This is a genomic window from Actinoplanes aureus (assembly GCF_015704865.1).
In the GTDB taxonomy this organism is placed as follows: domain Bacteria; phylum Actinomycetota; class Actinomycetes; order Mycobacteriales; family Micromonosporaceae; genus Actinoplanes; species Actinoplanes aureus.
The window spans coordinates 116,383-141,364 of sequence record NZ_JADQTO010000007.1; the positions used below are offsets into that span (position 1 = coordinate 116,383).

The window sequence follows — 24,982 nt, forward strand, 5'->3', positions numbered from 1 at the left end:
GCCATCATGCGCAAGAATCAGGCCATGGCCCACCGGATCGTGCTTCTGGTCCTCGACGGCGTGGTGCCGTTCGACCTCGGCGTTCCGCCACAGGTCTTCGGCGCGGCCCGCGACGGCGAGCGCAACCGCCTCTATGACATGCGCGTCTGCGGTCCCGGCCCGGTCCATACCGAGGCCGGCTTCACGGTCGTCCCCGATCACGGTCTCGACGCGCTGGAGCAGGCGGACACCGTGATCGTGCCGGGCATCCACCGCGGCGGTCCGGTCACCGACGGCACGCTGCCCGACGCGGTCCGGACCGCGCTGGTCGCGGCGGCCCGGCGTGGCGCCCGGATCGTGTCGATCTGCACCGGTGCCTCGGTGCTGGCCGCCGCCGGCCTGCTGGACGGCCGCCCGGCCGCCACCCACTGGGCCTGGGCGCGGCGGATCGGCGGGCTCTATCCGCGGGTCGACTGGGATTTCGACGTGCTCTTCGTCGACGACGGGGACGTGCTGACCTCGGCCGGCGTCGGTGCCGGGGTGGATCTCTGCCTGCACATCATCCGCTCCGACCACGGCGCCGACGTGGCGAACCGGGCGGCCCGCCGGTGTGTCGTGCCGCCGTGGCGGGACGGCGGCCAGGCGCAGTTCATCGAACGGCCGATGCCGGCCGCCGACGGCAGCGGCACCGAGGCGACCCGGACCTGGGTGCTGGAGCGGCTGGCCGAGCCGGTCACCCTGGAGGAGATGGCCGGGCACGCGCGGATGAGCGTACGGACGTTCACCCGGCGATTCCGCGACGAGACCGGGCTCAGCCCTCGGCAGTGGCTGCTCCGCCAGCGCGTGGAGCACGCCCGGATCCTGCTCGAGTCGACGGACCTGGCGGTCGACACGGTGGCCCGCCGCTCCGGACTGGGCAGCGCCACCGCTCTGCGGCAGCACCTGCACGCCACGATCGGGGTCGCGCCGTCGGCGTACCGGCGGACCTTCCGGCACGCCGGTTGACGCTCAGCTTCCGGGCGAAATGTCCGATGGGCTGGGTGTATACCCTGCTCGGCCGCACCTGAGGACTCCATGGATCAGACCTTCCGCCCGCTGCTTGAAGCACTGAAGCAGATCGGCGTCGACCCTCGTGCCGTCGACGCGGCTGCCGAGGAGGCGCAACGGAGCGGCCGGCCGGTCCGGGCCGTACTGATCAACGACCAGGTCGTCACCGAGGAGCAACTGACCGAGGCGGCCGCCAAGGCCTTCGGTATCAACACGCTGGACCTGGTCGGATACACCCCGGACCCGATCGCGCTCAAACGCATCCCGCTGCCGGTGGTCCTCCGGCACCGCGTACTGGGTCTGGCCATCAGCGACGGCGAGCTGGTGGTCGGCGTGACCGACCCGGCCGACGTGGTGGCGCTCGACGACGTACGCGCGGCGACCGGCATGACCATCCGGCCGGTGGTGGTGGCCCGCAGCGAGGTCCGCCGGATCATCGAACGCCTGCAACGTGAGGGCGCCGACCTCGCCGATCTGGCCGAGGGCTCGCTGGAGGACCAGGGCGGCATGGCCGCGCAGGCCACCAGCACCGAGGACGCCCCGATCGTCCGGTACGTGAACAGCCTGATCGAGCAGGCGGTCATGAACCGAGCTTCCGACCTGCACCTGGAGCCGACCGAGGACGACATGCGGGTCCGGTACCGGATCGACGGCGTGCTGCACGAGGTGGACATGGTGCCCCGCGGCGTGATGGCGGCTCTCACCTCACGCATCAAGATCATGTCCGGGGTCGACATCACCGAGAAGCGGGTCCCGCAGAACGGCCGGATCACCGCCCTGATCCGGGACCGGTCCGTCGACCTGCGTACCGCCACGCTGCCGACGGTCTGGGGCGAGAAGATCGTGCTCCGCGTGCTCGACACCGGCGGCATCGACCTGGACCTGGCGAAGCTCGGCTTCACCCAGCACAACCTGGAACGCTTCAGCGCCTCGTTCAGCAAGCCGCACGGCATGGTGCTGGTCACCGGCCCGACCGGTTCCGGCAAGTCGACCACGCTCTACGCCACGCTCGGCAAGATCAGCCGGCCCGAGGTCAACGTGATCACCGTCGAGGACCCGGTCGAATACCGGCTGCGCGGCATCAACCAGGTGCAGGTCAACGCCAAGGCGGGGCTCACCTTCGCGGCGGTGTTGCCGGCGATTCTGCGTACCGACCCGGACGTGGTGCTGATCGGCGAGATCCGGGACGGCGCCACCGCGCAGATCGCGGTCGAGGCCGCGCTCACCGGGCACCTGCTGCTCTCCACGCTGCACACCAACGACGCACCGGGCGCCGTCACCCGGCTCACCGAGATGGGGATCGAGCCGTTCCTGGTCGGGTCGTCGCTGGACTGCGTACTGGCCCAGCGACTGGCCCGCCGCATCTGCGACTGGTGCAAGGAGGCGTACGTCCCGACCGAGGAGGAGATCGTGGGTGCCCGCTGGCCGCTGGAGGACCTCGCCTTCCCCGAGGTGCTCTACCGCCCGGTCGGCTGCCGGAACTGCGCGAACACCGGTTACAAGGGCCGGATCGCGATCCACGAGGTGATGCCGGTCAGCCCGGAGATCGAGTCGCTGACCATCCGGCGCGCCTCGGCCGGCGAGATCCGCGAGATCGCCCTGGCCCAGGGCATGTACGACCTGCGCACCGACGGCCTGGTCAAGGCGGTCGGCGGGCTGACCTCGATCCGCGAAGTGTCCCGGGTCGCCGTCTAGCGGCCGGACCGCACCGAAGCCGCTACTAAACCCGGTCCCCTCGGTGCCGATTCAACAGGCGTCGGAACGCGAGGAAAGGCCGGAACACAGATGGACACGATCGAGCGCCAGGCGTACCAGTCGGCGGTGCCGTCCGCGGACGACCTGGACGTGCTCGACCAGCTGCTCATCACGCTGGTCGAATCCCGCGGCTCCGACCTGCACCTGACGGTCGGATCGCCGCCGATGATGCGGGTGGACGGCTCGCTGCGCCCGGTTCCCGGGTACGGCAAGCTGAACGCCCACGACACCGAGCTGCTGGCCCGCGCCGCGGTCAGCGCCGACCAGTGGGAGACCTTCCTGCGCGTGCAGGAGATGGACTTCGCGCACAGCATCGTCGGCGTCTCCCGGTTCCGGGGCAACCTGTACCGGCAGCGGACCTCCTGCGGCGCGGTCTTCCGGGCCATCCCGCACAAGATCAAGCCGCTGGACGAGCTGGGCATGCCGGAGTCGGTGGCCCGCTTCGCCCACCTGCCGCGTGGCCTGGTGCTGGTCACCGGCCCGACCGGTTCCGGCAAGACCACCACCCTGGCCTCGCTGCTCGACCTGGCGAACCGCAGCCGGGCCGACCACATCATCACCATCGAGGACCCGATCGAGTTCCTGCACCCGCACAAGCGCAGTGTGGTGAACCAGCGGGAGGTCGGTGCCGACACCGACAACTTCGCCAGTGCGCTCAAGCACGCGCTGCGGCAGGACCCGGACATCATCCTGGTCGGCGAGCTGCGTGACCTGGAGACCACCGCCACGGCCCTGACCGCGGCGGAGACCGGCCACCTGGTGCTGGCGACCCTGCACACGCAGAGCGCCACGCAGACCATCGACCGGGTCATCGACATCTTCCCGCCGCACCAGCAGTTGCAGATCCGCGCCCAGCTGGCGGCCAGTCTCCAGGGCGTGATCACCCAGGCGCTGGCGCCGAAGGCCGACGGAAAGGGCCGAGTGGTGATCGCCGAGATCCTCAGCTGCACCCCGGCCATCCGCAGCCTGATCCGCGAGGGCAAGACCCACCAGATCCCGTCGTTCATGCAGGCCGGCGCCGCCGAAGGCATGCTCGCCTTCGACCAGCACCTGGCCGAGAAGATCCGGGACGGCCTGGTCAGCATGCAGACCGCCCTGGAGATGTGCCACTCACCCGAGGAGCTCAAGCGCCTCGTCGGAAGGGCGTGATCCGATGGCCAACACGAAGACTTTCCACTACAACGCCATCGACGCCACCGGCAAGAAGGCGAAGGGCACCATCGAGGCCCCCACCGAGGCGGCCGCCACCCACATGCTGCGCCAGCGCGGCGAGGTGCCGCTCGACGTCACCGAGGCGGGCCAGGGCCTCCAGCGTGAGCTCAAGATCCCGGGCCTCGGCGGCAAGCTCAAGCTCAAGGATCTCGCGGTCTTCGCCCGGCAGTTCGCGACGATGACCGCATCCGGCATGTCGCTGCTGCGCTCCCTTTCGATCCTGGAGGAGCAGACCTCGGCGCCGCCGCTGAAGAAGGCGATCGCCGAGGTACGCACCGACGTTGCCGGCGGCGGCGGGCTCTCGGCGTCGATGGCGAAACACGACCGGGTCTTCCCCCGGCTGATGATCGCCATGATCCGGGCCGGCGAGGCCGGCGGCATGATCGACAAGGCGCTCGAACAGATCGCCGACAGCCTGGAGAAGGACACCGCGCTCCGCGGCAAGATCAAGAGTGCGCTGACGTACCCGGCGATCGTGCTCGGCTTCACGTTCGTGCTGATCGCGGCGATGCTGATCTTCATCGTCCCGGTCTTCGAGGGGATGTTCAAGAACCTCGGTGGCGAGCTGCCGGGGATCACCCAGTTCCTCGTCACGACCAGTCACAACATGTACTGGATCGGGCCGCTGGTGATCGGGGTCGGGATCACCGGCACCGTCCTCTACAAGCGGCAGCATCGGCAGAGCGCCGAGTTCCGGTTGAAGGTGGACCAGCTGAAGCTCCGCATGCCGGTCTTCGGCTCGCTCTTCCAGAAGCTGGCGATGAGCCGCTTCGCCCGCAACCTGGGCCTGCTCCTGAACGTCGGTGTTCCGGTCATGCAGGCGCTCTCGGTGGTCGGCGAGACCACCGGCAACGAGGTCATCAACGCCGCGATGAAGGACGTCCAGGCCACCGTTCGTGACGGCCAGCCGATGTCCACGGCGCTGCGCAATCACAAGATCTTCCCGCAGATGGTCACCCAGATGATCGAAGTCGGCGAAGAGAGCGGCCAGATCAGTCAGATGCTGGACAAGGTTGCCGACTTCTACGACAGGGAAGTCGATTCCGCCGCCGAGTCCCTCGCCGCGTCGATCGAACCAATCATGGTGCTCGTCATGGGTGCCGTGGTCGGCGGCATGGTCGTCTGCCTCTACCTGCCGATGTTCACGATCTACCAGAACATCGGCGCGTAAGCCGACCGGCGTGCCGCTCCCCCGACCGCTCCCGACGGTCGGTCCGCAACACCGGGCGCCCGAGCCCGTCCTCACCCCACCTTCGCAAACGCCCCTGGAGGCACCCCACCATGCAGGACGTCATCAACCGTCTCCGTAACAAGAAGGACGACGAAGGCTTCACCCTGATCGAGCTCCTGGTCGTCGTGGTCATCATCGGCGTCCTGGTCGCGATCGCCGTGCCGGTCTACCTGAACTACCGGAAGGGCGCGGCTGACAAGTCGGCGCAGTCGGATGTTCGTGGAGCGATCAGCGCGATCGAGCAGTTCTACACCAGCAACAGCAACACTTACCCGGAGGACGCCAACACGGAGGACGCCGCCGACGAGGGCAAGCTCCCTCTGGAGAAGATCGAAGACAGTGGCCAGGACGGTGTCATCACCGTCTCCGACGGCACCACCCTCGCCTACGTCAACAACGACGACGACACCTACCTGGTCTGCGCGTTCAACGAGGGCGGCACTGACGACAAGTTCTTCCTCTACAACAGCGCGGCCGGTGGGTCCGTCACCGAGGAGTCGGGCGTCCCTGCCATGGAAACCTGCACCGCCTGAGGCGCCTGACGCCAGTAGGTAACACCAGAGGGTGGTGGCGGCGACAGCACCACCACCCTCTGCCTTGATCCAACCGCTACGGCCCGCCCGAGGAGGATCGACCATGCCCCAGCCACTGCTGCTCAGCTTCGTCGCCCTGCTCGGACTGGCCATAGGCTCGTTCCTGAACGTCGTGATCCACCGGGTGCCCCGCGACGAGTCGCTGGTCAGTCCCGGGTCACACTGCCCGAACTGCGGCAACCGGGTCCGGTCCCGGCACAACGTGCCGGTGCTCGGCTGGCTGCTGCTGCGCGGCCGGTGCGCCGACTGCGGCACTCGGATCAGCGCCCGCTACCCGCTGGTCGAAGCCGGCACCGCCGCCCTGTTCGTGGCGGTCGCGGCCCGGTTCGGCTGGTCCTGGGAACTCCCCGCCTACCTCTACCTCGCCGCGGTCGCGATCGCCCTGGCCCTCATCGACCTCGACGTGATGCGGCTCCCCGACAAGATCGTCCTCCCCTCGTACGCCGTCGCGGCCGCCCTCCTGGTGCCGGTCTCACTGGCCGAGGGTGATCTGACCGCGCCGCTACGCGGGCTGTTCGCCGCCGCGCTGCTCTACACGGTCTACCGGGTGCTGGCCGTCTGGGGCATGGGCGGCGGCGACGTGAAGCTCGCCCCGCTGCTCGGCTTCTACCTCGGCTGGCTCGGCTGGAGCGCGGTCGCCTTCGGCGCCTTCGCCGGCTTCCTGCTCGGCGGCCTCGTCGGGGCCGTCCTGCTGGCGCTCAAGCTGGCCAGCCGCAAGAGCCGGATCCCGTTCGGCCCGTACATGCTGGCCGGCGCCTTCCTCGCGGTCTTCGCCGCGGCACCGGTCGCCGACTGGTACACCACCCTGCTTCTGCCCACCTCGTAAGGCCCACCTCGTAAGGAAGGAAGACCGATGGCTGGCGCAACACCGATCGGGCTGGACATCGGCTCGTCCTCCATTCGAGCCGTAGAGGTCCGCCGCTCCAAGGACGACTACACACTCATCAACTTCGGCCAGTTCCCGCTCGCCCCCGGCACCGTCACGGCCGGCGTGGTCCACGACCCGGGCGCGGTGACCTCCGCCCTCAAGCAGCTCTGGGCCTCCTCCAAGTTCGGCAGCAAGCGCGTCACGCTCGGCGTCACCAACCCGCAGCTGGTGGTCCGCGAGATGTCGGTCGCCAACCTGCCGGCCGGCCAGATGCGCCAGGCGCTGCCGTTCCAGGTCAAGGAGCAGCTGCCGCTCGCGGTCGACCGGTCGCTGCTGGACTTCTACCCGCTGGAGCAGGCCGGGGACAACCCGACCGTCCGCGGGCTGCTGGTCGCCATGCCGAAGGACGCCGTGATCGGCCTGGTGCAGGCGGTCGAGAAGGCCGGGCTGCACGTCGCCGGCGTCGACCTCGCCTCGTTCGCCCTGCTGCGCGCCGCTTCCCGGCTGGACGCTCAGGTCGAGGCGATCGTCGACATCGGCGCCAACATCACCAGCGTGGTGGTGCACGCGGACGGCGAGCCGATCTTCGTGCGAACCCTGCCCCGCGGCGGTGCCGAGGTCACCGAGAGCATCGCCACCCGGCTCGGCATCAGCATGGCGGAGGCCGAGGCGCTGAAGTGCCGGCACGGCCTGCACGGCGACGGCAACCCGGACAGCGTCGCCGCGCTGACCGACGCGGTCCGTCCGCTCGCCACCGAGCTGCGCAGCTCGTTCACCTACCTCGCCTCCGGCGAGCGGCAGAAGCAGGTCACCCGGGTCTCGCTCTGCGGCGGCAGCGCACTCATGCCCGGCCTCGCCGAGCACCTTCAGCACGAGCTCGGTGTCGCAGTGGTCTACGCGGACAGCGCCGTCCGTCTCCGTGAGACCCGGCGCGCCCGGGAACGCGGATTCGACAGTTTCGTGCCGTCGGCGGCAGTTTCGATCGGCCTCACCCTGGGAGCGTCCCGATGACCACGGCTCTGATGCCCCTGGACCCGACGGTCTCCCCGCAGCAGGCGTCCCGGGTGCTGACCATCCGCGCCGACCTGCTGCCGCCGGAGATCCGGGACGGCCGGCGGGCCCGGCGGACCCGCGGCTTCGTACTGGTCACGCTGGTGCTCGTGCTGGCCGGGCTGGGTGGCTGGTATGCGATGGCCGCCGCCGCCAAGAACGACGCCGAGGAGGCCTACAACCAGGCCCTCGAGCAGCTCGCCACGGTGCAGAACCAGCAGAAGAAGGACAAGGACGTCCAGAAGATGGTGGCGGTCAAGCAGGGCAACAAGGCCCTGGAGAAGGAGCTGAAGTCGCTGCTCGTCCAGGACATGTCCTGGGCCAATCTGCTCGACCTGGTCCGGGACACCAGCACCGGCACCGGCGTGACGGTCAGCGAGATCAGCGGCGGCCTGACCGACAGCGCGAAAGCCGAGGACGGAGCCGTCGGCACCCTGAACGTCTCCGGGACGGCGGGCAACAAGAAAGAGGTCGCCGAGTACGTCGAGGCGCTCGGCGAGCTGGCCTACGTGTCCGACCCGTTCGTGAACAGCGTGAACGAGGGTGACGACAACAGGTTCGCTTTCGCCCTCACGGTGACCGTCACGGACGAGGGGCTGTGCGGCCGCTTCACCACCGAGTGCGAGAGCGAAGGCAAGTGATGACTGCACGCCGTATCGACCAGATCTGGCTCTTCGGTGGGCTGGCCCTGATCGCCCTGCTCATCGCCGGTGGCTGGTTCATGCTGATCAGCCCGAAGTACGCCGACGAGGCCAAGGCCCAGGCGGACACCCAGGACACCACGATCCAACTGAACAAGGCGAAGAACGGCTTCCGCGCTCTCAAGGACGAGACCGCGAAGCTCGACGAGTACACCGAGCAGCTCGCCGAATACCAGGCGGCGCTGCCGGTGGCCAGCAAGACCAACGGCATCCCGGACTTCCTGAAGCAGCTGCAGACCATGGGCACCAAGCTGGACGTCGAGGTCAGCGGCTACAGCGCCTCGGCGGAGGAGGACTCCAAGGACCTGACCACCATCACCGCGCTGCCGATCACGCTCAACGTAGAGGGCGACGTGGAGAGGGTCAGCAAGTTCATCAAGCAGCTCCAGACGACCCAGCCGCGGGCCGTACTGATCGACAGCGGCAACCTCGCGATCGACGACGAAGACAGGGCGACGCTGTCACTGTCGCTCAACGCGTACGTCACCTCGACCGAGACCGAAGACATCAGCTGAACTCCTGCTTCACGGCCGGGCCCCGATGGGGCCCGGCCGCTGCTGTCGGTGATGTGATGCACGGTGAGCCGGAGCACCGAGGACACCAACCGCCGCATGCTGCGGGCTCGCGACGCGATGGACCGGGCGTACGCCGAGCCCCTGGACGTCCCGGCGCTGGCCCGCATCGCTCACGTGTCGCCAACACACTTCACCCGCACGTTCCGCGCCACGTTCGGCGAGACACCACATCGCTACCTGCAACGACGCCGGGTCGAGCTGGCCATGTACCTGCTCCGGGAAACCGACCTGAGCGTGACGGAGATCTGCTTCGGCAGCCTGGGTACGTTAAAAACTACGAGACACTGCTCGCCCGCGGCGTCGAGTTCACCGAAGAACCCGCCGAACGTCCGTACGGAATCGACTGCGCCCTCCGCGACCCCTTCGGCAACCTAATCCGATTCACACAGCCCAAGACCGAATAAAGCGCCCGATGCGCGAGCCAAGCGAGACCGTAGGGCCACCAAAGCCCGATGCGCGAAGCGCGAGCCACCGGAAAAGCGAGACCGTCGCACCAAGCGCGCCCACCGTAACGCGGGGTTTCCGGGGGCTCGGCCCCCGGAGCAGAAATGACGAGGGCGACCTGGGTCCGCGCTTTCCGCGGACACAGATCGCCAATTCGCACTCGTGGAGCTGAGGGGACTCGAACCCCTGACCCCCACACTGCCAGTGTGGTGCGCTACCAGCTGCGCCACAGCCCCTTGCTTTGCGTCCCGGTCGCCCGGGCACGCTGGAAATACTACACACTCCTCCGGTGGGCCTCGCGGCACCCCCTCAGTTGAGGGAGACGTCCGGCGGGAAGTGGGCGACAGCGGCCAGGATGTCGCCCTGCCGGCGCAGCACCATGGCCCAGAGGTCGTCCGGCCGTTCCACGAAGGGGTCGCCGGGGAGGGCGTCGAAGACGAACCAGGATCCGGCCGCGATCTCCTCCTCGAGCTGACCGGCGGACCAGCCGGAGTAGCCGGCGAAGACGCGGATGCCGGCGACGTTCTCGCGCATGCGGTCCGGGTCGACGGAGAGGTCGAGGGTGCCGAGCGACCCGCTCACCGGGTGAAAGCCGGACACCCGCTTTTTGACCTCGGGCCGGGTGCGGGCCAGGCAGATCGCCGACTCGGGCTGCACGGGGCCGCCCTCGAAGAGGACCGCCGGGTCACCGGCCAGCTCTCCCCAGTTGCCCAGCACCTCGGAGACCGGAACCTCGGTCGCTCGATTGAGGACGACGCCGAGGGCGCCGCCGGTCTCGTGGGCGACGAGCAACACGACCGTACGGTCGAAGTTGGGGTCTTTGAGGGTGGGCGTGGCAACGAGCAGCTGACCGGTCATCGACTCCACTGACCGGCCTCCGATCCGCTGCCCCTCACCGAACACGTGCATACCGCCGTCCGCTCGACGTAGCCATGCCTCGCACATTAGCTTGCGTTTCCGGCCATGGATAAGGTCTGGACATGAACCCGCCACCTACGGCAGCAGAGATCGGTGTCATCGGCGGCTCGGGGCTGTACGCGCTCCTTGACAACGCCACGGAAGTCGAGGTGACCACTCCCTACGGCGCTCCCTCAGACAAGATCACCGTTGCCGAGGTGAGCGGGCGCCGGGTGGCGTTTCTGCCGCGGCACGGGCGCGATCACCGGTTCCCGCCGCACAAGATTCCGTACCGTGCCAATCTCTGGGCCCTGCGCTCCCTGGGCGTACGCCAGATCCTGGCCCCGTGCGCGGTCGGCGGCCTCCGCCCCGACCTGGGTCCAGGCACGTTCGTCGTGCCCGACCAGCTGATCGACCGCACGACCGGCCGCACGCAGACCTATTACGACACCGGCGCCGTGCACGTCTCCTTCGCCGATCCGTACTGCCCCACAGGCCGCGCCACGGTCCTGAATTCCGCCGCCCAGGTGAACGCGGTAGACGGCGGCACCATGGTCGTGGTCGAGGGCCCCCGCTTCTCTACCCGAGCCGAGTCCCGCTGGTTCACCGCCATAGGCGGCACCATCGTCAACATGACCGGTCACCCCGAGGCCGTCCTCGCCCGCGAGCTGGCCCTCTGCTACACCGCCATCGCCCTGGTGACGGACCTGGACGCCGGTGTCGAGGGTGATCACGGCGTTACCCAGGAGGAAGTCTTCAAGGTCTTCGCGGAGAACACGACTCGCCTACGCGATGTGCTCTTGCAGGCGGTGACCGAGCTGCCCGCCGAGCGCACCTGCCCCTGCCGGAACGCCCTGGACGGCATCAAGTTGCCGTTCGACCTGCCTTGACCCGCCGCCCGCGCTAATCCATCGCTTCCGCCGCCGGCTGGTAGGTGAGCCCGCCGCCCGACTCGGTGACAGTGCCGGAGATCGGGAAGGTGACCTGGTCGCTGTACGGATAGCCGCCGGCACCGAAGCTGGAGGGCACGATCCCGCTGACCTCGGCCATGCCGTAGTTGACCGTCGTCACAACGAGCTGGCCACCGGCCGGGCTCAGGTCGTACTGCGGGTATTGGGTGATCTTCCAGCGTACTTTTCTGACCTCCTGGTACGAGTAGCTGGAGAAGGGGCAACCGCTGGGAGTGAGCGTCCTTTTCCCGGCACACTCGTCCAGGTAGGCGCGGATCTGTTCATCGATCTCCGTCCGTGCGCTGTCCTTGACGGCCGGCAAGAGTTCCACAGCCGTCCCCGATACTCCGTCGTCTGCTGATCCACCCACGTAGGCAACGGCGGGCTGGGCCGCCCACAGCCGATGCTCCGGCAGGCTCACCGTGTACGCACCGGGATACGCCGCGAGCGTCACGGTCGGGTACTCGTCGAGGGGAAGCGCGACCGGGGTGCCCGCCACCAGTACGGAGTCCAGACCCGCTGCCGCCACGTCGAGCGAGTAAATGCCGCCGGCGAGGCGCCATCGGTGGAACAGCCCCGCCGTCGCCGCGCTGTCCCGGACGAGGTACAGCGACTGCTCGTGCCGCTGCCCGCCGAGTTGGAAACTCACCCGGACCGTCGCGTCGTTCCCGGTGATCTCGGCGTTCTCCACCTTCGGATCGTCCGGCGGCGTGTAGCCGTTCGCCTTGAGCACCGAGTCCTGCAACAAGACCTGGTCCACCGCCCCGGGTACGGACGTCAGGAGCTCGCCGGCCGCCTCCGCGTCCCGTCCGGTGAGTGCCCGGAAGAAGGCCGTGACCGTGCTCTCCGGCTGGAAGTACCGGTTCTCCACGATCTGGAGCACGGTCACCGCGACGATCAGCGAGAACAGCGCGGCCAGGAACGCGGTCAGCCGCTTCGGGAACGACGCGGCCCCGATCATGACGTCGGTCGTGTCCGCAGGCGGGGCAGGCGGTTCGGGCGGCACGGCCGGGGTGTCCAGCGCATGCCCGCAGCGGGCGCAGAATCGGGCTTCCTCGCCGCTCGCGCGTCCGCATGCGGCACAGGTACGGACGGGCTTCTCACCCAGCGTGTCCCCGCATCGCATGCAGGCTTGTTGGCCGGGCAGGACGACGGTCCGGCAAGCGGGGCAGGCGGTCATCGTGGCCATCTGACGTCCGTTCAGTCCGTGCCGGTCAGGAGCACCGGGAGCGGAAGGGCCGGGGCGTCGTCGTCCGGCAGCGGGTAGTCGATTCCCGGCTCCTCCAGGGCTTCCAGCCGTAACTCGTTCGGGGGATGTGAGGCACAGACCGCGGCGACCCAGCCGTTCCGGCCGCCTTCGAAGGAACGACGGAACCGCGCGAGCACCCGCCGCATTCCGTCCCGATGTCCGGCCAGGATTGCTCCCTCGTCGGCCCGGTATTCGGCCCGGCGGGAGTCAGCCGCCTGCATCGGCACGACGAAGTACCGCACCGTCACGAAGACCGGCCAGAAGGCCAGCCAGACGAGAAACCGTAGAACCGAGTTGCGTGCCCGCTCCCGCAGCCAGCCGCCGCCGGCCTGTACCAGATAGAGGGGCAGCGCCACCCCGCGTACGAACGCCGCGGAGATCGGATCGCCGTTACGCCAGTGCACCAGCTCATGGGTGAGGACCGCGGCGATCGGCTCGCGCTCGTAGTTGAACTCGTCCAGCAATCCCTGATTGATCACGATGTGCCGGGTGTAGGCGAAGGCGTTGGCATCCCGGCCGTCGTCGATCAGCAGGGGCGGGTGATTACGAAGTCCGAGCCGGGCCGCCGCATCGACGACCAGTGGAAGGAGGTAGGCCGCTTCGCGGCGGCTGAGCCGGCGGGCTCCCGTGATGGCGAGAATGCGCCGCTCGAAGACCACGCGGTAGATCGTGTAGAGCAACCCGACGATCAGGCCCAGGACGATCGCGCCGAGGACCGTGGCGATGCCATCAAGCGCGCCGTCCTGAAACGGGCCGAGGAAGACCCAGATCATGCCGATGAGGAATCCGATCAGCGCACCGAGGATCACACCGATGAGCGCGGCCTGCACCCCGCTCGAACGCAGCAGCAGGTTTTCCATGGCGTCGCCGAGGAGCGGCACGTCCCGCAGTTCCTGCGGCAGCGTTCGTTCCCCTTGGACGCCGCTGTAGACATACGCCGCGCCGCCTGTCGTGAAAGCGAGCAGTGCCGCCGCCGCCAGCGCGGCGGGGACGTAGAGCCAGGCCGCGACAAAGGCCGCGAACACTCCGCGGGCATTTCGCAGGATGCCGGATCGGAGCCAGACGAGAGCGCTGGGAAAGTTGGTCGGCCGCCCCTCGGTGAGCCGATCGGCCAGTGGCGCAACGCTCTCGACCTGGGCTGCTGGGGTCGCCTCCGACGATGTGATGCCGGCATCCACGGATTCGTGCGGCACGATGACTGCCCTTCGGACCTCGATGCAGATGAATAGTGACCGGAGTGAGTATGGTGCAGGCTGGCCGTCGGCGCGGCCCCCTTTTCGCCACGGGCCGCGCCGGCTCCGGCAACCCGTGACGAGGAGGACGATTTGCGAGTCAAGCTGCTGGTCGACGGCGGCGGGGACCAGCCCGGTGTACTGGAGAAGGAGCTCTCCGCTTACCTGGACAGTCAGCAGCAGCTTCGCGGCCGCGTTCATCTGACGACCGAACGCCGCCAGACCTCGGGCATGACCCAGTCGATCATCACGATCATCGTGGAGCTGGGCCCGGCCGCTGTCGGTGGTCTCGCCGGCGCTCTGGTGACGTGGATCCGCTACCGCACCTCGAACACCCGGCTCACCGTGCACCGGCCCGACGGGTCTCGGATCGAGCTTGCCGCTCAGCGGGTCCGGCGCCTCGACCCCGACCAGATCACCGAACTGGTCAAACAGCTGAGGGACGCCGTCGACGACAGCCCGCCGAAGCCGCTCCCCACCCCACCCAGCCAGCCAGAGATCACCAGCTGACCCACACCGGCGCAGCGGTCGCGCTCGTTGAGGAGCGGCTGATCGGGTCGGCCGAGGCTCAGAAGGAAATCCGCGCGAAGGTGGCTGCCCGCGTCAAGGACCCGGACGCGAAAGAAGATCGCTTTCTCGCCGTGATCGACGATCCGGACTGGCCACCCGCCCTGCGCTGGATCAAGCGTGCTTCACGACGCAGTACCTCGATGACGACGGTGGCGGCCCCTACGTTGCGGCCGGCGAACTGGCCGATCTTGTGTCTCCGCTGGTCAACCACGCCCGAAACGGAAGCGGCACCGCCCAGGTGGGCGGTGCCGCCGTGGGTTCAGGTAAGAACCCTCTCGTGGAGGTGCCGGGAATCGAACCCGGGTCCTTCGTTGCTTCGTCAGGGCTTCTCCGAGCGCAGCTCACTGTGCCTCTACTCGGCCCTCCGGATCACGTGTGCAAGTCCGGATGACAGGCCCAGTCGTGTTTGATCTCGCCGCACGGTCCTCACGACTAGAACCGCTTGGCCAGCCTTCTAGCTGATGCCGACAGACCGGGTCGAAGGCGACCCCGGGTCGACAGACTTGCTACTTACCTCAGGCGGCAAGAGCGAAGTCAGCGCGGGAGTTATCCTTGGCGCTTATAAGTTTCCGACGACCGATTCTCGAGACGACGTCGGCTTCCTCGGCTCGCTTCCCCTGTCTCCACGTACGAAGTCGAAACCAGTCACCCCCTGGACATTGGTACAGCCCGACAATCTTAGCTCACCGTGCAGGTGCCGCCCACAACGGTACAACCGGAGGCTTTGGCGCTGTCATCGTCACCCTTGGTGACCTGGAAGCCGGCGGTGACCGAGGCACCCGGGGCGAGCGGTCCGCCGCGGACGGTCACCCGGTTGCCGTCGGCGCTGACCGAGGCGTTCCAGTCGCCGCGGATGCGCAGGTCGGTGCCGGAGGCGTAGCTGATGGTGACGGTGAAGTCCCGCGCCACCGAGCCGTTGTTGACTACCCGCACGCCGGCGGTGAAGCCGTCCCGCCAGGCGCTACCGGTGGCGTAGGTGACCTGGAGGCTGCCGGCCGGCGAGGGTGCGGCCGGGGACGGGCTGGGGCTGGGGCTGGCGGGCACCTTGCTGCTCTTCGACGGCGAGGGTGACTTCTTGCGCGACGGCGACGGAGACGGCGACGGTGACCGCGACAGGGATGCGGAGGGCGACGGAGACGGCGAGGCCGCGACGTTGGGTGCGGAGGTCACCGAAGCGGCGACCGCGCTCTCGACGGCTTGCCGGGCAGGCGGCTGGACGATCACCGGCTCGTCGGCGGCGGCCGGCCCACCGGCACGGACGGCGACCCAGCCGACGAGGGCGACCAGGACCGCGGCGGCGAATCCGAGGATGAGACGTGCCGTGGTGAACTGGCGGGCGGAGTGCTTGGGCAACGGCCGGGTCTCCTCGAAGGCAAGGGGGATCGACGGAGCGGAACGGGCGACAGCGCGGGGCAGAATACCCCGTCAGTCGCGGCCCTTGGCACGGCGGCCCAGCGCCCGGGTGATCTCCCGCTGAGCGTCCCGGGTGGCCAGGTCCTGCCGCTTGTCGTACGCCTTCTTGCCCTTGGCGACGCCGAGCTCGACTTTCGCGTACCCATTCTCGAAGTAGACCGAGAGCGGCACCAGGGTGACGCCGTCGTCGCGAAGCTTGCCGATCATCTTGTGGATCTCTTCGCGGTGCAGCAGCAGCTTGCGCACCCGGCGCGGCTCGTGGTTGGTCCACGTGCCCTGCGTGTACTCCGGGATGTGCATGCCGTGCAGGTAGATCTCGCCGTTCTTCTCGTGGCCGAAGGCGTCGACCAGGGAGGCGCGTCCCGCACGCAGCGATTTCACCTCGGTGCCGGTGAGAACCAGCCCAGCCTCGTACGTGTCCAGAATGGCGTAGTCGTGACGTGCCTTGCGGTTGGAGGCGACGAGCTTGCGCCCCTGTTCGCGTGGCATGCCCCCGAGAGTACCTTGACGCTCAGCAGAGGCAGCCGGGGAGGTAGTTGAGCGGATTTCGCGGCACACCGGCGAACCGGGTCTCGAAATGCAAGTGCGCGCCGGTCGAGGCGCCGGTGCTGCCCACCCGGCCGATCACCTCGCCGCGCCGCACGTACTCGCCTGTGTGGACGTAGATCCGGGACTGGTGGCCGTAACAGGTGGTGAAGCCGTATCCGCTGAGCCGGCCATGGTTGATGCAGGTGTACCGGCCGTAGCCACCGTTCCAGCCGGCTTGGATGACCCGCCCGGCGGCGGCCGCCCGGATCGGGGTGCCCGAACCGGCGGCGAAGTCGGTGCCGGCGTGCAGCTGCCACACCCGGTAGTAGGGGTCGTAGCGGTGACCGAAGTCGCTGCTCTTCCAGCCGTGGACCGGCATGGCGAGCCGGCCACCGCCGTACCGCCCGGTGCTGCCGTTCCTGGCGTCCCAGCCGCGGAGGGTGACCTGCACCCGGCGTTCGGCGGCGACGGCCGCCCGGTACTGGGCGAGGACGGTACCGCGCTGGGCCTCGGCGGACCGGAGCGCGGCGCGCCGGGCGACAACCAGGTGGGAGAGGGCCTGGCGGGCACGGACCGCGGCGGCCTCGGCGGCATGCGCGGCACGCAGTTTGGTCACGGCCGCACGTTCGGCGTCCTCGGCGGCGCGCTTGGCGACGCCGGCGCGATCCTGCGCGGCGCGGGCCCGCAGGCGAGCGTCGACGAGCGTACGCACTTCGGCGCGCTCGTGATCCATGAGCTGGTCGACCAGCCCCAGCCGGTCCATCAGGTCCTGTGGGCCGTTCGCCGAGACCAGCACGTTGAGCCGGGCGAAGCCGCTGCCCATGTAGCTGACCCGGGCGATCTCGTCGACCCGCTCGCGGGCGCCCTGGACGAGTTCGGCCGCACTCGTGTAGCGCTCGGCGATCCGCTGGTAGTCCAGGCGTGCGGTGTCCGCGCGGCGGCGGGCGGTGCTCGCCTCGACGCGGGTGGCGACGACCACGCCGCGGGTGGTGGCCACCTTGTGCTGTGCGGCGGGCAGGGCCGCGGTGGCGTGGGCGAGGTTGCGGGCCGCGGTGCGGGCGGCGACGCTCGCGCTCTCCAGCAGCGCTTCGGCTCTGCGTACCGCCCGGGCGGCGTCGTCGCCCCGGTCAGCCGCGGCCGGCGCCGGGACAGCCAGCAGGCCGAGCAGGCAGAGGCAGGCGGCGAGCCACGGCTCGAATCGGCGATACCCCACGAAGAGTCACCGTACTCCGACTAATCACCCGCAAAGCCCTAAACCGCCCGACGGCCGCGAACCAGAAGGTTCGCGGCCGTCGGTTTCAGCGATCGGGCGGTACGCCAGACGCGTCAGACCTTGAGGTAGAAGCGCAGCGTGACCCAGGCGGTGACCGCACTGACCAGGGCACCCACGCCGGCCAGCAGCGGGAGCATCAGCCAGACGTTGCCGTCCGGGATCGGCGTCAGGATCGTGGTCAGCGCCTGGAGCTTGTTGTCCAGCAGGACCACCTTGCCGATGAAGAGCGCGACGAAGCCGAGTATCGCGCCGATCAGGCCGGCGACGACCGCCTCCAGTACGAACGGCGCCTGGATGAACCAGTTCGAGGCGCCGACCAGTTTCATGACCGCGACCTCGCGCCGCTTGCTGTACGCCGCCACCTGGATCGTGTTACCGACCAGCAGCAACGCGGCGAACGCCATGACCGCCGCGACCACCAGGGACATCAGCTGGATCGAGTTGAAGATGTTGAACACCTTGTCGAGCAGCGTGCGCTGGTCGATGATCTGCCGGATCCCTGGGAGACCCTCGATCTGCTTCGCGAACTCGCCGTACTTCTCCGGGTCCTTCAACTGCACCCGGTACGACTCTGGCAGGCTCTCCGCGTTGATCGCGTTGACGAAGTCCGGCGAGTCCTTCCAGAGCAGCTTGAAGCGCTCGAACGCCTGCTCCTTGGTCTCGTGGGTCTTCTTCTCGACGAGCGGGCTCGAGTCGATCGCCTGGTTGATCGCGGCCTTCTGACCCTCGTCCGCGTTCTCGGCCAGGAAGATCGAGACCTCGATCTTGTCGTAGTAGAAGTCCTTCATCTGGTCGACCTGCATGTACATGAGCACGCTTGCGCCCAGCATGGTCAACGAGACCGACATGGTGATGATCATGGCGACCGTCATCGTGACGTTGCGCCACAGGCCCACCAGGACCTCGTTGAGGACGTACTTCACGCGCATCGGGGGGATCCTTCCAGGACTCCGCGTGTCTCTGCTTCAGCTGACGTCAAGTGAGCGGAGCCGGGCTTATCCGTAGACACCGCGCGCCTGGTCACGGACGATCCGTCCGCTTTCGATCTCGATGACCCGGCGGCGCATCTGGTTGACGATGTTGGAGTCGTGGGTGACCATCACGACCGTCGTACCGGTCCGGTTGATCCGGTCCAGGAGTCGCATGATCTCGATCGAGGTGTCCGGGTCGAGGTTACCGGTCGGCTCGTCGGCCAGCAGGATCAGCGGCCGGTTCACGAACGCCCGGGCGACCGCGACACGCTGCTGCTCACCACCGGAGAGCTCGTGCGGGTACCGGTGCTCCTTGCCGCCGAGACCGACCAGCTCGAGGACCTCGGGAACGACGCGCCGGGCGACCGCCTTCGTCTTGCCGATCACCTCGAGCGCGAACGCCACGTTCTCGTACGCGGTGCGGTTGGGCAGCAGGCGGAAGTCCTGGAACACGCAACCGATCGAACGGCGGAAGTGTGGGACCTTCCAGGACCGCAGCGTGGTCACGTCCTTCGCGTTCACCACCACCTTGCCACGGGTCGGCGCGACCTCGTGGAGGAGCAGCTTGATGATCGTCGACTTGCCGGAACCGGAGGGGCCGATGAAGAAGACGAACTCACCCTTCTCGATGCCGACGCTGACATTGTCCAACGACGGCCGAGACGCCTTCGGATACGTCTTCGTCACGTTCTCGAGCTGAATCACGGGACTGGAGTCTACGCGGTGTAACGAAATCGCCAAGCCCGCCGGTGCCAGGAATATTGGTCACCTGCGGTAACAGTAAATCCGGGCACCTCCCGCCTGACCGAGCGTTCAGGCGGGGTGGCGCAGAGTGACGAGTTTCGTCAGGCGGCGATCTGATTCTGCTTCCGCCAACGGATGCCCGCCTGGATGAACCCGTCCAAGTCGCCGTCGAAAACCGACGAAGGGTTACCGACTTCGTGCTCGGTCCGTAAATCTTTCACCATCTGGTAGGGGTGCAGGACGTACGAACGCATCTGGTCGCCCCACGATCCGGTGGTGTCCTGCTTGAGATCGGCCATTTTGGCCTGTTCCTCCTGGCGCTTGCGCTCCAGCAGGCGGGCCTGGAGCACCCGCAGGGCGGCCGCCTTGTTCTGCAGCTGCGACTTCTCGTTCTGACACGACGCCACGATGCCGGTCGGGATGTGGGTCAGGCGGACCGCCGAGTCGGTGGTGTTGACGCTCTGCCCACCGGGGCCGGAGGAGCGGTACACGTCGGTGCGGATCTCGTTGTCCGGGATGTCGATGTGGTCGGTCTGCGCGACGACCGGCATCACCTCCACACCGGCGAAGCTGGTCTGCCGGCGGCCCTGGTTGTCGAACGGACTGATCCGGACCAGGCGGTGGGTGCCCGACTCGACGCTCAGCGTGCCGTACGCGTACGGCACCTTGACGGTGAAGGTGGCGGACTTGAGGCCGGCCTCCTCCGCGTACGACGTGTCGTAGACCTCGGTGGGGTAGCCGTGGCGTTCCGCCCAGCGCAGGTACATCCGCATCAGCATCTCGGCGAAGTCGGCCGCGTCCACGCCACCGGCACCGGCCCGGATCGCCACGAGGGCCTCCCGGGAGTCGTACTCACCGGAGAGCAGGGTGCGGACCTCCATCTCCTCGATGGCCTTGGTCAGCGCGACGAGCTCGTCACCCACCTCGGCGATCGACGAGGCGTCCCCCTCGTCCTCGGCCATCTCGAGCAGCAGGCCGGCATCGTCGAGCCGGGTGCGCAGGCGCTCCAGCTTGGAGATCTCGCCCGACACGTACGACAGGCGGCTGTTCACCTCCTGCGCGCGGGCCTGGTCGTCCCACAGGTCCGGCGCGGAGGCCTGCTCCTCGAGGTCCGCCTTGTCCCGGCGCAGCTTGTCGACGTCCAGGACGTTCTCGATGTTGCGCAGGGTAGCGTCGAGGGCCTTCAGTTGCTCGGGAAAGTCGGCAGCGGTCACGACACTCAAGACTACGCCGCCCGGCCGGAATGTCGGCCGGGCGGTCTCTATTCGGGTTGGCTTCGGTTTCCGCTGTGGGCAGGCACAGCCTCAGGTCGTCGGAACCACCTTGAGCCAGGAGAGAGCGGCTTTGTGATAGGCCACCGCGAACTCCAGTGCCGCGGCGCCGTACGGGTCGCCGTTCTTCTTGGCCTCCTTGGCCTGCTCTTTCGCCATCGCCATGGCCTCCGAATGGTAGGCGTTGGCGGAGGTGTAGAGCTCCTGCAACTGGTCGCCACTGTGCTGCTGGCCGAAGGCGACCCGGAGGGCCACCGGGTTGCGCAGCGCGTCGCGACCGGGAGACTCGGCGAGCCACCGGGTGAAGGCGCGCTTGCCGGAAGCGGTGATGGCGTAGGGCTGGCTGGACCGGGGACCCGGCTTACCGAGCCGGACATACCCCATTTCGGCCAGCACGGGCAATTCGCGGTAGACCTGGCTCCGCGTCATTGACCAGTAGGGCCCGAGGCGGCGTTCGGCAGCCGCCATCAGCTGGCCGCCGGTCATCGGCCCCTCGTGGAGAAGCCCGAGTAGGGCAGCCGCCGTCGGATTGATTTGGAAGTCGGGCATGCCTTCTAAGCTGCCACTTTGTAACGCCGCCGTCCAGGATTTCGCCTGATCCGTCCAGTTTGCGCCTCCACAAACGACTGTCCCGCACAGACAGTCCGACAACGAGCGTCGTTCGCCCGCGTTTCGCCCCTCGAGCGGCGGTTGAGCAGGTAAAATGGAGCATTCAATCGGTCAGACGGCGCGTCCGAGGCAGGAACCAGCCTAAAAGCGACATAGCGCCGCGCAAGATCAGACATTCCTCGCCAACTTTCCCACTCGCCACTCCAGCGTCACCCCATGTGCGGGTAACGCCACGAGACGGGCGGGTCGAACGTCTCCTTGATGGTCCGCGGCGACACCCAGCGCACCAGATTCAAGATCGAACCGGCCTTGTCGTTGGTGCCACTGCCCCGCGCGCCGCCGAACGGCTGCTGCCCGACCACGGCGCCGGTCGGCTTGTCGTTGATGTAGAAGTTGCCCGCGGTGAACCGCAACGCCTGCTGCGCCCGGTCGATCACCGACCGGTCGGTGGCGAAGATGGAGCCGGTCAGCGCGTACGGCGTGGCGGCGTCCGCCTGCGCCACCGCGGCCTCGAAATCGCCGTCGGGATAGACGTGCACCGCGAGGATCGGGCCGAAGAACTCGGTGGTGAACACCTCGTGCGTCGGATCGGTGCCCTCCACCAGCGTGGGGCTGACGAACCAGCCCTCCGAGTCGTCGGCCACCCCACCGGCCAGCACCGTGCAGGAGTCACTGTTCTTGATCCGGTCCAGGGCACCGGCCAGCCTGGCGAACGACCGGCCGTCGATCACGGCACCGCCGAAGGTGGAGAGATCACCGACGTCGCCGTACTGGATCGACGCGACCGAAGCGGCCAGCCGGTCCCGCAGGCCGCTCTCCCAGAGGCTGCGGGGCACGTAGGCACGGGACGCCGCGGAACATTTCTGCCCCTGGTACTCGTACGCCCCCCGGAGCAACGCGGTGTGCAGAGCGTCGGCGTCCGCACTGGGGTGTGCGAAGACGAAGTCTTTGCCACCCGTCTCCCCCACCAGCCGCGGGTAGGTGCGGTAGCGGTCGATGTTCTCGCCGACCGTGCGCCACAGATGCCGGAAGGTCGTCGTCGACCCGGTGAAGTGGATGCCGGCCAGATCCGGGTCGGCGAGCACCACGTCCGACACCGCCAAGCCGTCCCCGGTCACCATGTTGATCACGCCGGGCGGCAGGCCGGCCGCCTCGAACAGCCGCATCGTGAAGTGCGCGGCGAACTGCTGGGTCGGCGACGGCTTCCAGATCACGGTGTTGCCCAGCAGCGCCGGCGCCGAGGGCAGGTTGCCGGCGATCGCGGTGAAGTTGAACGGCGTGATCGCGTAGACGAAGCCCTCCAGCGGGCGGTGGTCGAAGCGGTTCCAGACGCCCGGCGCCGACTCCGGCTGCTCGGCCAGCAGCCGCTCGCCGAAGTACACGTTGAACCGCAGGAAGTCGATGAGCTCGCAGGCAGCGTCGATCTCCGCCTGATAGCAGGACTTCGACTGGCCCAGGACGGTGGCCGCGTTCAGGGTGTCCCGCCAGGGGCCGGCCAGCAGCTCGGCGGCCCGCAGGAACACCGCCGCCCGTTCGCTGTAGGGCAGCGAACGCCAGAGCGGCGCCGCCTCCTTCGCGGCGGCCACCGCGGCCGCGGCATCGGCCCGCGACGCGTTGCCGGTCACACCCAGCACGTCGCGCCGGCGGTGCGGCTGGACCACCTCGATGGGCGGGCCGTCGGCCATCCGGTGCCGGCCACCGATCGTCATGGTCAGATCCGGCCGATCGCGACGCAGGGCCGCCAGCCGTTCCTGAAGCGACTCGCGTTCCGGGCTGCCCGGCGCATAGCCGCGAACCGGTTCGTTGTGGGGCGCCGGCACCGAGAACTGGGCATCCATGCGAACTCCTCCACGTCGAGGGGCGCGGTTCACCCATCCTCGCACCTCGCGGGCGGCCGGTCAGGTGGCCGCAGGTTCGCCGGTTACCCTGACCCCCATGACTGACCGCCCGACCGCCGCACCGGAGACCGTCGAGGAATCCCGGCTCACCGTGGCGCTGCTCGCGGCAGCCGCCCTCGTCTGGACGGCGGCGATGCTCTGGTCGGCCCGGGTCACCATCACCGGCCGTCCCAACGCCGAGATGGAGGTGACCTCCACGGCGTACGCGCTGCCCGGCGCGGTCTCCGCCGACCTGGTCGCCGGCGCCTGCGTGGCGCTTCTGGTGCTCACCCTGATCAGCCGCCGCCGCACGCTCGGCGCGACCACCCGCTTCGCCGTCGCCACCGGGACCGGCCTGCTCGTCGGTGTGCTCAGCGCACTGCCGATCATCACGATCAACACCGCCGGGTCGCTCTACGCGATCGTCGGCGGCACGGTGGCCGCCGCCGCGACGATCGGCGGCGCGATCGCCGGGCTCCGTATCCCGCCGGTCATCGCCGCGGCCGCGGCCGCCGCCATCGGAGTCTTCGTGATCGGGTTCGTGCTGAACCTGTTCCAGGAGCCGGTGCTCGAGCTGCTGGGCGCGGGCGACACCGAGTCGTCAGCGAACGCGGCGCAGTGGTTCTCCTACGGGCAAGCCGCCCTCAGCGGCCTGGCGGCCGGCCTGATCGCGTACGCGGTGCTACGCCGGGCCCGCCGCCGCGCCGGTGGCGCCGACGTCCGCTGGCCGTTGTACGCCGCCGCCGGCGCCGGCCCCGGCCTGATCGTGGTGATCGGGGAGGTGCTGTCGCGGACCGCGGGCGCTGAGGTACTCCAGCTGGCCGAGAAGGTCAGTCCCATGGACCAGCTGGCCCAGCAGATCCTGAGCACCGCGCGGCTGAACAGCGGACTGGTCGTGCTGTTCGTCGGCGCGATCACGGCGATCCTGGCGGTCGGGCGGACCTTGTCCCCGGCGGCCGACGAGGACGATCCTCAGAGCAATTCGTCCAGCTCGGAGACCGCGTACCACTCCAACTCATGATCCTCGGCGCTGTCGACGGTGAACTGCGCGTCCGGGTCACCGGCCAGCGCCTCCTCCACCACGTCGGCGGCCGCGGCGACCGACTCGGCCGCGTCGGTGCCGTCGACGTGGATGCTCGCCAGGTCCTTGAGCATCACCGGCTGCGGTAGTCGTACCGTGCTCGATCCCAGCTCGGTGTCCTCGCGCAGCAGGCTCGCGGCCGGCACGTCCGCCGACACCACGACCCGGCGGCGCGGCGCGGACGCGTCGTGCCGCAGCAGTTGCAGCGCTCCCTGAGCGGCCCGGGTGAAGGCGACGTACTCCAGCTCCTCCTCGTCGCCCTCCGCATACCACTCCCGTAGCGCCGGCGTCACCGCGTGCGCCACCATCGCCCCCTCGCCGAGCTGCCCGGACTTGCGCAGCGCAGCCAGCATCGGCAGGGTGGCCGGCACGTAGACCCGGACCAGCTCGGTGATCGGCACTTCGTCCTCCTGCGTCTTGTCCCGGATCATTACAGCCGCCACTGCGGGCCGGGCAGGCCCCATTTCACCAGGCGTCTCCGGATCGTGGTGACCCGGGAGCAGCGGATCGAGGGGAAGCCACCGGAGGCAAACGATGGCAAACTGAGGACGTGGAGTCCAGGTTCCTCCTGCTGTCCGAGGTCGCCGCCGAGCTGAACGTCTCCGACTCGCAGGTCTATCACATGGTGCGCAGCGGCGAACTGCCCGCGATCAAGATCGGTGGGCGCGGTCAGTGGCGCGTCGAGCGCGCCAAGCTGGAGGAATACATCCAGCAGAAGTACGCGGAGACGGCCGCATGGGTACGCGACAACCCGCTGACCGAACGCGAGCCGGAATGAGCCTTTTGCGCCTCTTCCCGTATTGATGGCACTCGGTTGACCCGGCGCTCGCCCACCGACCAGACTTCGGCTGTCGAAGGCAAA

26 protein-coding genes, 1 tRNA gene, 1 other RNA gene and 1 pseudogene are annotated in these 24,982 nt (G+C 68.7%); 14 read left to right on the top strand and 15 right to left on the bottom strand.

Translation table 11 applies throughout. The features are described 5' to 3' along the window. Positions 1-6: 6 nt before the first annotated feature. The 10 genes from I4J89_RS16670 to I4J89_RS16715 all read left to right on the top strand — a co-directional run bounded on the left by I4J89_RS16670 (position 7) and on the right by I4J89_RS16715 (position 9,386). Positions 7-984, top strand: coding sequence for a GlxA family transcriptional regulator (locus tag I4J89_RS16670; RefSeq protein WP_196414895.1), 978 nt, complete (start codon positions 7-9; stop codon positions 982-984). Between the two features lie 69 nt (positions 985-1,053). Beyond that, a complete protein-coding gene (locus I4J89_RS16675) occupies positions 1,054-2,721 on the top strand; it encodes a GspE/PulE family protein (RefSeq protein ID WP_196414896.1) in 1,668 nt (555 codons plus the stop codon). A 90-nt stretch (positions 2,722-2,811) separates the two neighbouring features. Next, positions 2,812-3,930, top strand: a complete 1,119-nt coding sequence (locus tag I4J89_RS16680) for a type IV pilus twitching motility protein PilT (RefSeq protein ID WP_196414897.1) — start codon at positions 2,812-2,814, stop codon at positions 3,928-3,930. Positions 3,931-3,934: 4 nt separating this feature from the next. Continuing rightward, positions 3,935-5,164, top strand: coding sequence for a type II secretion system F family protein (locus tag I4J89_RS16685; protein ID WP_196414898.1), 1,230 nt, complete (start codon positions 3,935-3,937; stop codon positions 5,162-5,164). A 110-nt stretch (positions 5,165-5,274) separates the two neighbouring features. Beyond that, positions 5,275-5,757, top strand: coding sequence for a prepilin-type N-terminal cleavage/methylation domain-containing protein (locus I4J89_RS16690; protein ID WP_196414899.1), 483 nt, complete (start codon positions 5,275-5,277; stop codon positions 5,755-5,757). Positions 5,758-5,860: 103 nt separating this feature from the next. After that, positions 5,861-6,643: a prepilin peptidase gene (locus tag I4J89_RS16695; RefSeq protein WP_196414900.1), complete on the top strand. Its 783-nt coding sequence runs from the start codon at positions 5,861-5,863 to the stop codon at positions 6,641-6,643. Positions 6,644-6,670: 27 nt separating this feature from the next. Next, positions 6,671-7,696 (top strand): type IV pilus assembly protein PilM, encoded by a 1,026-nt coding sequence (gene pilM, locus I4J89_RS16700; protein ID WP_196414901.1) that lies wholly within the window; start codon positions 6,671-6,673, stop codon positions 7,694-7,696. Continuing rightward, positions 7,693-8,376 (top strand): PilN family protein, encoded by a 684-nt coding sequence (locus I4J89_RS16705; RefSeq protein WP_196414902.1) that lies wholly within the window; start codon positions 7,693-7,695, stop codon positions 8,374-8,376. The genes pilM and I4J89_RS16705 overlap by 4 nt, the downstream gene beginning before the upstream one ends. Next, positions 8,376-8,951, top strand: coding sequence for a type 4a pilus biogenesis protein PilO (locus tag I4J89_RS16710; RefSeq protein WP_196414903.1), 576 nt, complete (start codon positions 8,376-8,378; stop codon positions 8,949-8,951). The genes I4J89_RS16705 and I4J89_RS16710 overlap by 1 nt, the downstream gene beginning before the upstream one ends. Before the next feature lie 63 nt (positions 8,952-9,014). Beyond that, positions 9,015-9,386 carry a helix-turn-helix domain-containing protein gene (locus tag I4J89_RS16715; RefSeq protein ID WP_196414904.1) on the top strand — a complete coding sequence of 124 codons (372 nt, stop codon included), beginning with the start codon at positions 9,015-9,017 and terminating at the stop codon, positions 9,384-9,386. 232 nt (positions 9,387-9,618) lie between these two features. Here I4J89_RS16715 and I4J89_RS16720 read toward each other — a convergent pair. Together I4J89_RS16720 and I4J89_RS16725 are read right to left on the bottom strand one after the other, a co-directional pair. After that, positions 9,619-9,691, bottom strand: a tRNA-Ala gene (locus I4J89_RS16720). 73 nt (positions 9,692-9,764) lie between these two features. Beyond that, positions 9,765-10,364, bottom strand: coding sequence for a YqgE/AlgH family protein (locus I4J89_RS16725; protein WP_196414905.1), 600 nt, complete (start codon positions 10,362-10,364; stop codon positions 9,765-9,767). A 71-nt stretch (positions 10,365-10,435) separates the two neighbouring features. On the opposite strand from I4J89_RS16725, the gene I4J89_RS16730 reads away from it, so the two are divergent. Further along, on the top strand, positions 10,436-11,242 hold the full coding sequence (locus tag I4J89_RS16730) for an S-methyl-5'-thioadenosine phosphorylase (protein WP_196414906.1): 807 nt from the start codon (positions 10,436-10,438) through the stop codon (positions 11,240-11,242). A gap of 13 nt (positions 11,243-11,255) precedes the next feature. Here I4J89_RS16730 and I4J89_RS16735 read toward each other — a convergent pair whose 3' ends face one another. The 3 genes and pseudogenes from I4J89_RS16735 to I4J89_RS16740 all read right to left on the bottom strand — a co-directional run bounded on the left by I4J89_RS16735 (position 11,256) and on the right by I4J89_RS16740 (position 13,984). Next, complete coding sequence (locus tag I4J89_RS16735) at positions 11,256-12,263, bottom strand: hypothetical protein (protein ID WP_230859049.1); 1,008 nt, start codon at positions 12,261-12,263, stop codon at positions 11,256-11,258. 78 nt (positions 12,264-12,341) lie between these two features. Further along, positions 12,342-12,491, bottom strand: a pseudogene (locus tag I4J89_RS51955) (double zinc ribbon domain-containing protein); the annotation flags it as partial. Positions 12,492-12,502: 11 nt separating this feature from the next. Then, entirely contained in the window at positions 12,503-13,984 is a 1,482-nt protein-coding gene (locus I4J89_RS16740; protein ID WP_230859050.1) for a M48 family metalloprotease, read from the bottom strand. On the opposite strand from I4J89_RS16740, the gene I4J89_RS16745 reads away from it, so the two are divergent. Further along, positions 13,877-14,293, top strand: coding sequence for an effector-associated constant component EACC1 (locus I4J89_RS16745; protein WP_230859051.1), 417 nt, complete (start codon positions 13,877-13,879; stop codon positions 14,291-14,293). The two genes, I4J89_RS16740 and I4J89_RS16745, sit on opposite strands and share 108 nt — an antisense overlap. A gap of 335 nt (positions 14,294-14,628) precedes the next feature. Here I4J89_RS16745 and ssrA read toward each other — a convergent pair. From ssrA to pruA, 9 genes are all read right to left on the bottom strand, one after another. Beyond that, positions 14,629-15,006, bottom strand: a transfer-messenger RNA (tmRNA) gene (ssrA, locus tag I4J89_RS16750). 25 nt (positions 15,007-15,031) lie between these two features. Then, positions 15,032-15,706 (bottom strand): cellulose binding domain-containing protein, encoded by a 675-nt coding sequence (locus I4J89_RS16755; RefSeq protein ID WP_196414909.1) that lies wholly within the window; start codon positions 15,704-15,706, stop codon positions 15,032-15,034. A 72-nt stretch (positions 15,707-15,778) separates the two neighbouring features. Continuing rightward, positions 15,779-16,255 (bottom strand): SsrA-binding protein SmpB, encoded by a 477-nt coding sequence (gene smpB, locus I4J89_RS16760; protein ID WP_196414910.1) that lies wholly within the window; start codon positions 16,253-16,255, stop codon positions 15,779-15,781. A 22-nt stretch (positions 16,256-16,277) separates the two neighbouring features. Beyond that, complete coding sequence (locus I4J89_RS16765; protein WP_196414911.1) at positions 16,278-17,507, bottom strand: M23 family metallopeptidase; 1,230 nt, start codon at positions 17,505-17,507, stop codon at positions 16,278-16,280. A gap of 113 nt (positions 17,508-17,620) precedes the next feature. Continuing rightward, positions 17,621-18,496, bottom strand: a complete 876-nt coding sequence (gene ftsX, locus I4J89_RS16770; protein ID WP_196414912.1) for a permease-like cell division protein FtsX — start codon at positions 18,494-18,496, stop codon at positions 17,621-17,623. A 66-nt stretch (positions 18,497-18,562) separates the two neighbouring features. Next, positions 18,563-19,243, bottom strand: coding sequence for a cell division ATP-binding protein FtsE (ftsE, locus tag I4J89_RS16775; protein ID WP_196414913.1), 681 nt, complete (start codon positions 19,241-19,243; stop codon positions 18,563-18,565). A 140-nt stretch (positions 19,244-19,383) separates the two neighbouring features. Further along, on the bottom strand, positions 19,384-20,496 hold the full coding sequence (gene prfB / locus I4J89_RS16780) for a peptide chain release factor 2 (protein ID WP_196414914.1): 1,113 nt from the start codon (positions 20,494-20,496) through the stop codon (positions 19,384-19,386). 90 nt (positions 20,497-20,586) lie between these two features. Then, positions 20,587-21,102, bottom strand: coding sequence for a PadR family transcriptional regulator (locus tag I4J89_RS16785; RefSeq protein ID WP_196414915.1), 516 nt, complete (start codon positions 21,100-21,102; stop codon positions 20,587-20,589). Positions 21,103-21,371: 269 nt separating this feature from the next. Further along, positions 21,372-23,000, bottom strand: a complete 1,629-nt coding sequence (pruA, locus tag I4J89_RS16790) for an L-glutamate gamma-semialdehyde dehydrogenase (RefSeq protein WP_196414916.1) — start codon at positions 22,998-23,000, stop codon at positions 21,372-21,374. A 97-nt stretch (positions 23,001-23,097) separates the two neighbouring features. Here pruA and I4J89_RS16795 point away from each other — a divergent pair, with 97 nt between their 5' ends. Then, on the top strand, positions 23,098-24,060 hold the full coding sequence (locus I4J89_RS16795) for a hypothetical protein (protein WP_196414917.1): 963 nt from the start codon (positions 23,098-23,100) through the stop codon (positions 24,058-24,060). Here I4J89_RS16795 and I4J89_RS16800 read toward each other — a convergent pair. After that, entirely contained in the window at positions 24,012-24,551 is a 540-nt protein-coding gene (locus tag I4J89_RS16800) for a DUF6912 family protein (protein ID WP_196414918.1), read from the bottom strand. The two genes, I4J89_RS16795 and I4J89_RS16800, sit on opposite strands and share 49 nt — an antisense overlap. 119 nt (positions 24,552-24,670) lie before the next feature. Here I4J89_RS16800 and I4J89_RS16805 point away from each other — a divergent pair, with 119 nt between their 5' ends. Next, on the top strand, positions 24,671-24,898 hold the full coding sequence (locus I4J89_RS16805; RefSeq protein ID WP_196414919.1) for a helix-turn-helix transcriptional regulator: 228 nt from the start codon (positions 24,671-24,673) through the stop codon (positions 24,896-24,898). Positions 24,899-24,982: the final 84 nt, after the last annotated feature.

Excerpts from the sequence above, each read along its gene's own strand:
- I4J89_RS16695 (WP_196414900.1), top strand. The coding sequence starts at position 5,861 with ATGCCCCAGCCACTGCTGCTCAGCTTCGTCGCCCTGCTCGGACTGGCC.
- I4J89_RS16710 (WP_196414903.1), top strand. The coding sequence starts at position 8,376 with ATGACTGCACGCCGTATCGACCAGATCTGGCTCTTCGGTGGGCTGGCC.
- I4J89_RS16670 (WP_196414895.1), top strand. The coding sequence starts at position 7 with ATGCGCAAGAATCAGGCCATGGCCCACCGGATCGTGCTTCTGGTCCTC.
- I4J89_RS16725 (WP_196414905.1), bottom strand. The coding sequence starts at position 10,364 with ATGCACGTGTTCGGTGAGGGGCAGCGGATCGGAGGCCGGTCAGTGGAG.
- I4J89_RS16685 (WP_196414898.1), top strand. The coding sequence starts at position 3,935 with ATGGCCAACACGAAGACTTTCCACTACAACGCCATCGACGCCACCGGC.
- I4J89_RS16740 (WP_230859050.1), bottom strand. The coding sequence starts at position 13,984 with ATGAACGCGGCCGCGAAGCTGCTGCTGACTGTCCAGGTAAGCGGAGAG.
- I4J89_RS16680 (WP_196414897.1), top strand. The coding sequence starts at position 2,812 with ATGGACACGATCGAGCGCCAGGCGTACCAGTCGGCGGTGCCGTCCGCG.
- smpB (WP_196414910.1), bottom strand. The coding sequence starts at position 16,255 with ATGCCACGCGAACAGGGGCGCAAGCTCGTCGCCTCCAACCGCAAGGCA.
- I4J89_RS16795 (WP_196414917.1), top strand. The coding sequence starts at position 23,098 with ATGACTGACCGCCCGACCGCCGCACCGGAGACCGTCGAGGAATCCCGG.
- I4J89_RS16800 (WP_196414918.1), bottom strand. The coding sequence starts at position 24,551 with ATGATCCGGGACAAGACGCAGGAGGACGAAGTGCCGATCACCGAGCTG.
- pruA (WP_196414916.1), bottom strand. The coding sequence starts at position 23,000 with ATGGATGCCCAGTTCTCGGTGCCGGCGCCCCACAACGAACCGGTTCGC.
- I4J89_RS16705 (WP_196414902.1), top strand. The coding sequence starts at position 7,693 with ATGACCACGGCTCTGATGCCCCTGGACCCGACGGTCTCCCCGCAGCAG.
- ftsX (WP_196414912.1), bottom strand. The coding sequence starts at position 18,496 with ATGCGCGTGAAGTACGTCCTCAACGAGGTCCTGGTGGGCCTGTGGCGC.
- pilM (WP_196414901.1), top strand. The coding sequence starts at position 6,671 with ATGGCTGGCGCAACACCGATCGGGCTGGACATCGGCTCGTCCTCCATT.
- I4J89_RS16735 (WP_230859049.1), bottom strand. The coding sequence starts at position 12,263 with ATGATCGGGGCCGCGTCGTTCCCGAAGCGGCTGACCGCGTTCCTGGCC.
- I4J89_RS16730 (WP_196414906.1), top strand. The coding sequence starts at position 10,436 with ATGAACCCGCCACCTACGGCAGCAGAGATCGGTGTCATCGGCGGCTCG.
- I4J89_RS16690 (WP_196414899.1), top strand. The coding sequence starts at position 5,275 with ATGCAGGACGTCATCAACCGTCTCCGTAACAAGAAGGACGACGAAGGC.
- I4J89_RS16675 (WP_196414896.1), top strand. The coding sequence starts at position 1,054 with ATGGATCAGACCTTCCGCCCGCTGCTTGAAGCACTGAAGCAGATCGGC.
- I4J89_RS16785 (WP_196414915.1), bottom strand. The coding sequence starts at position 21,102 with ATGCCCGACTTCCAAATCAATCCGACGGCGGCTGCCCTACTCGGGCTT.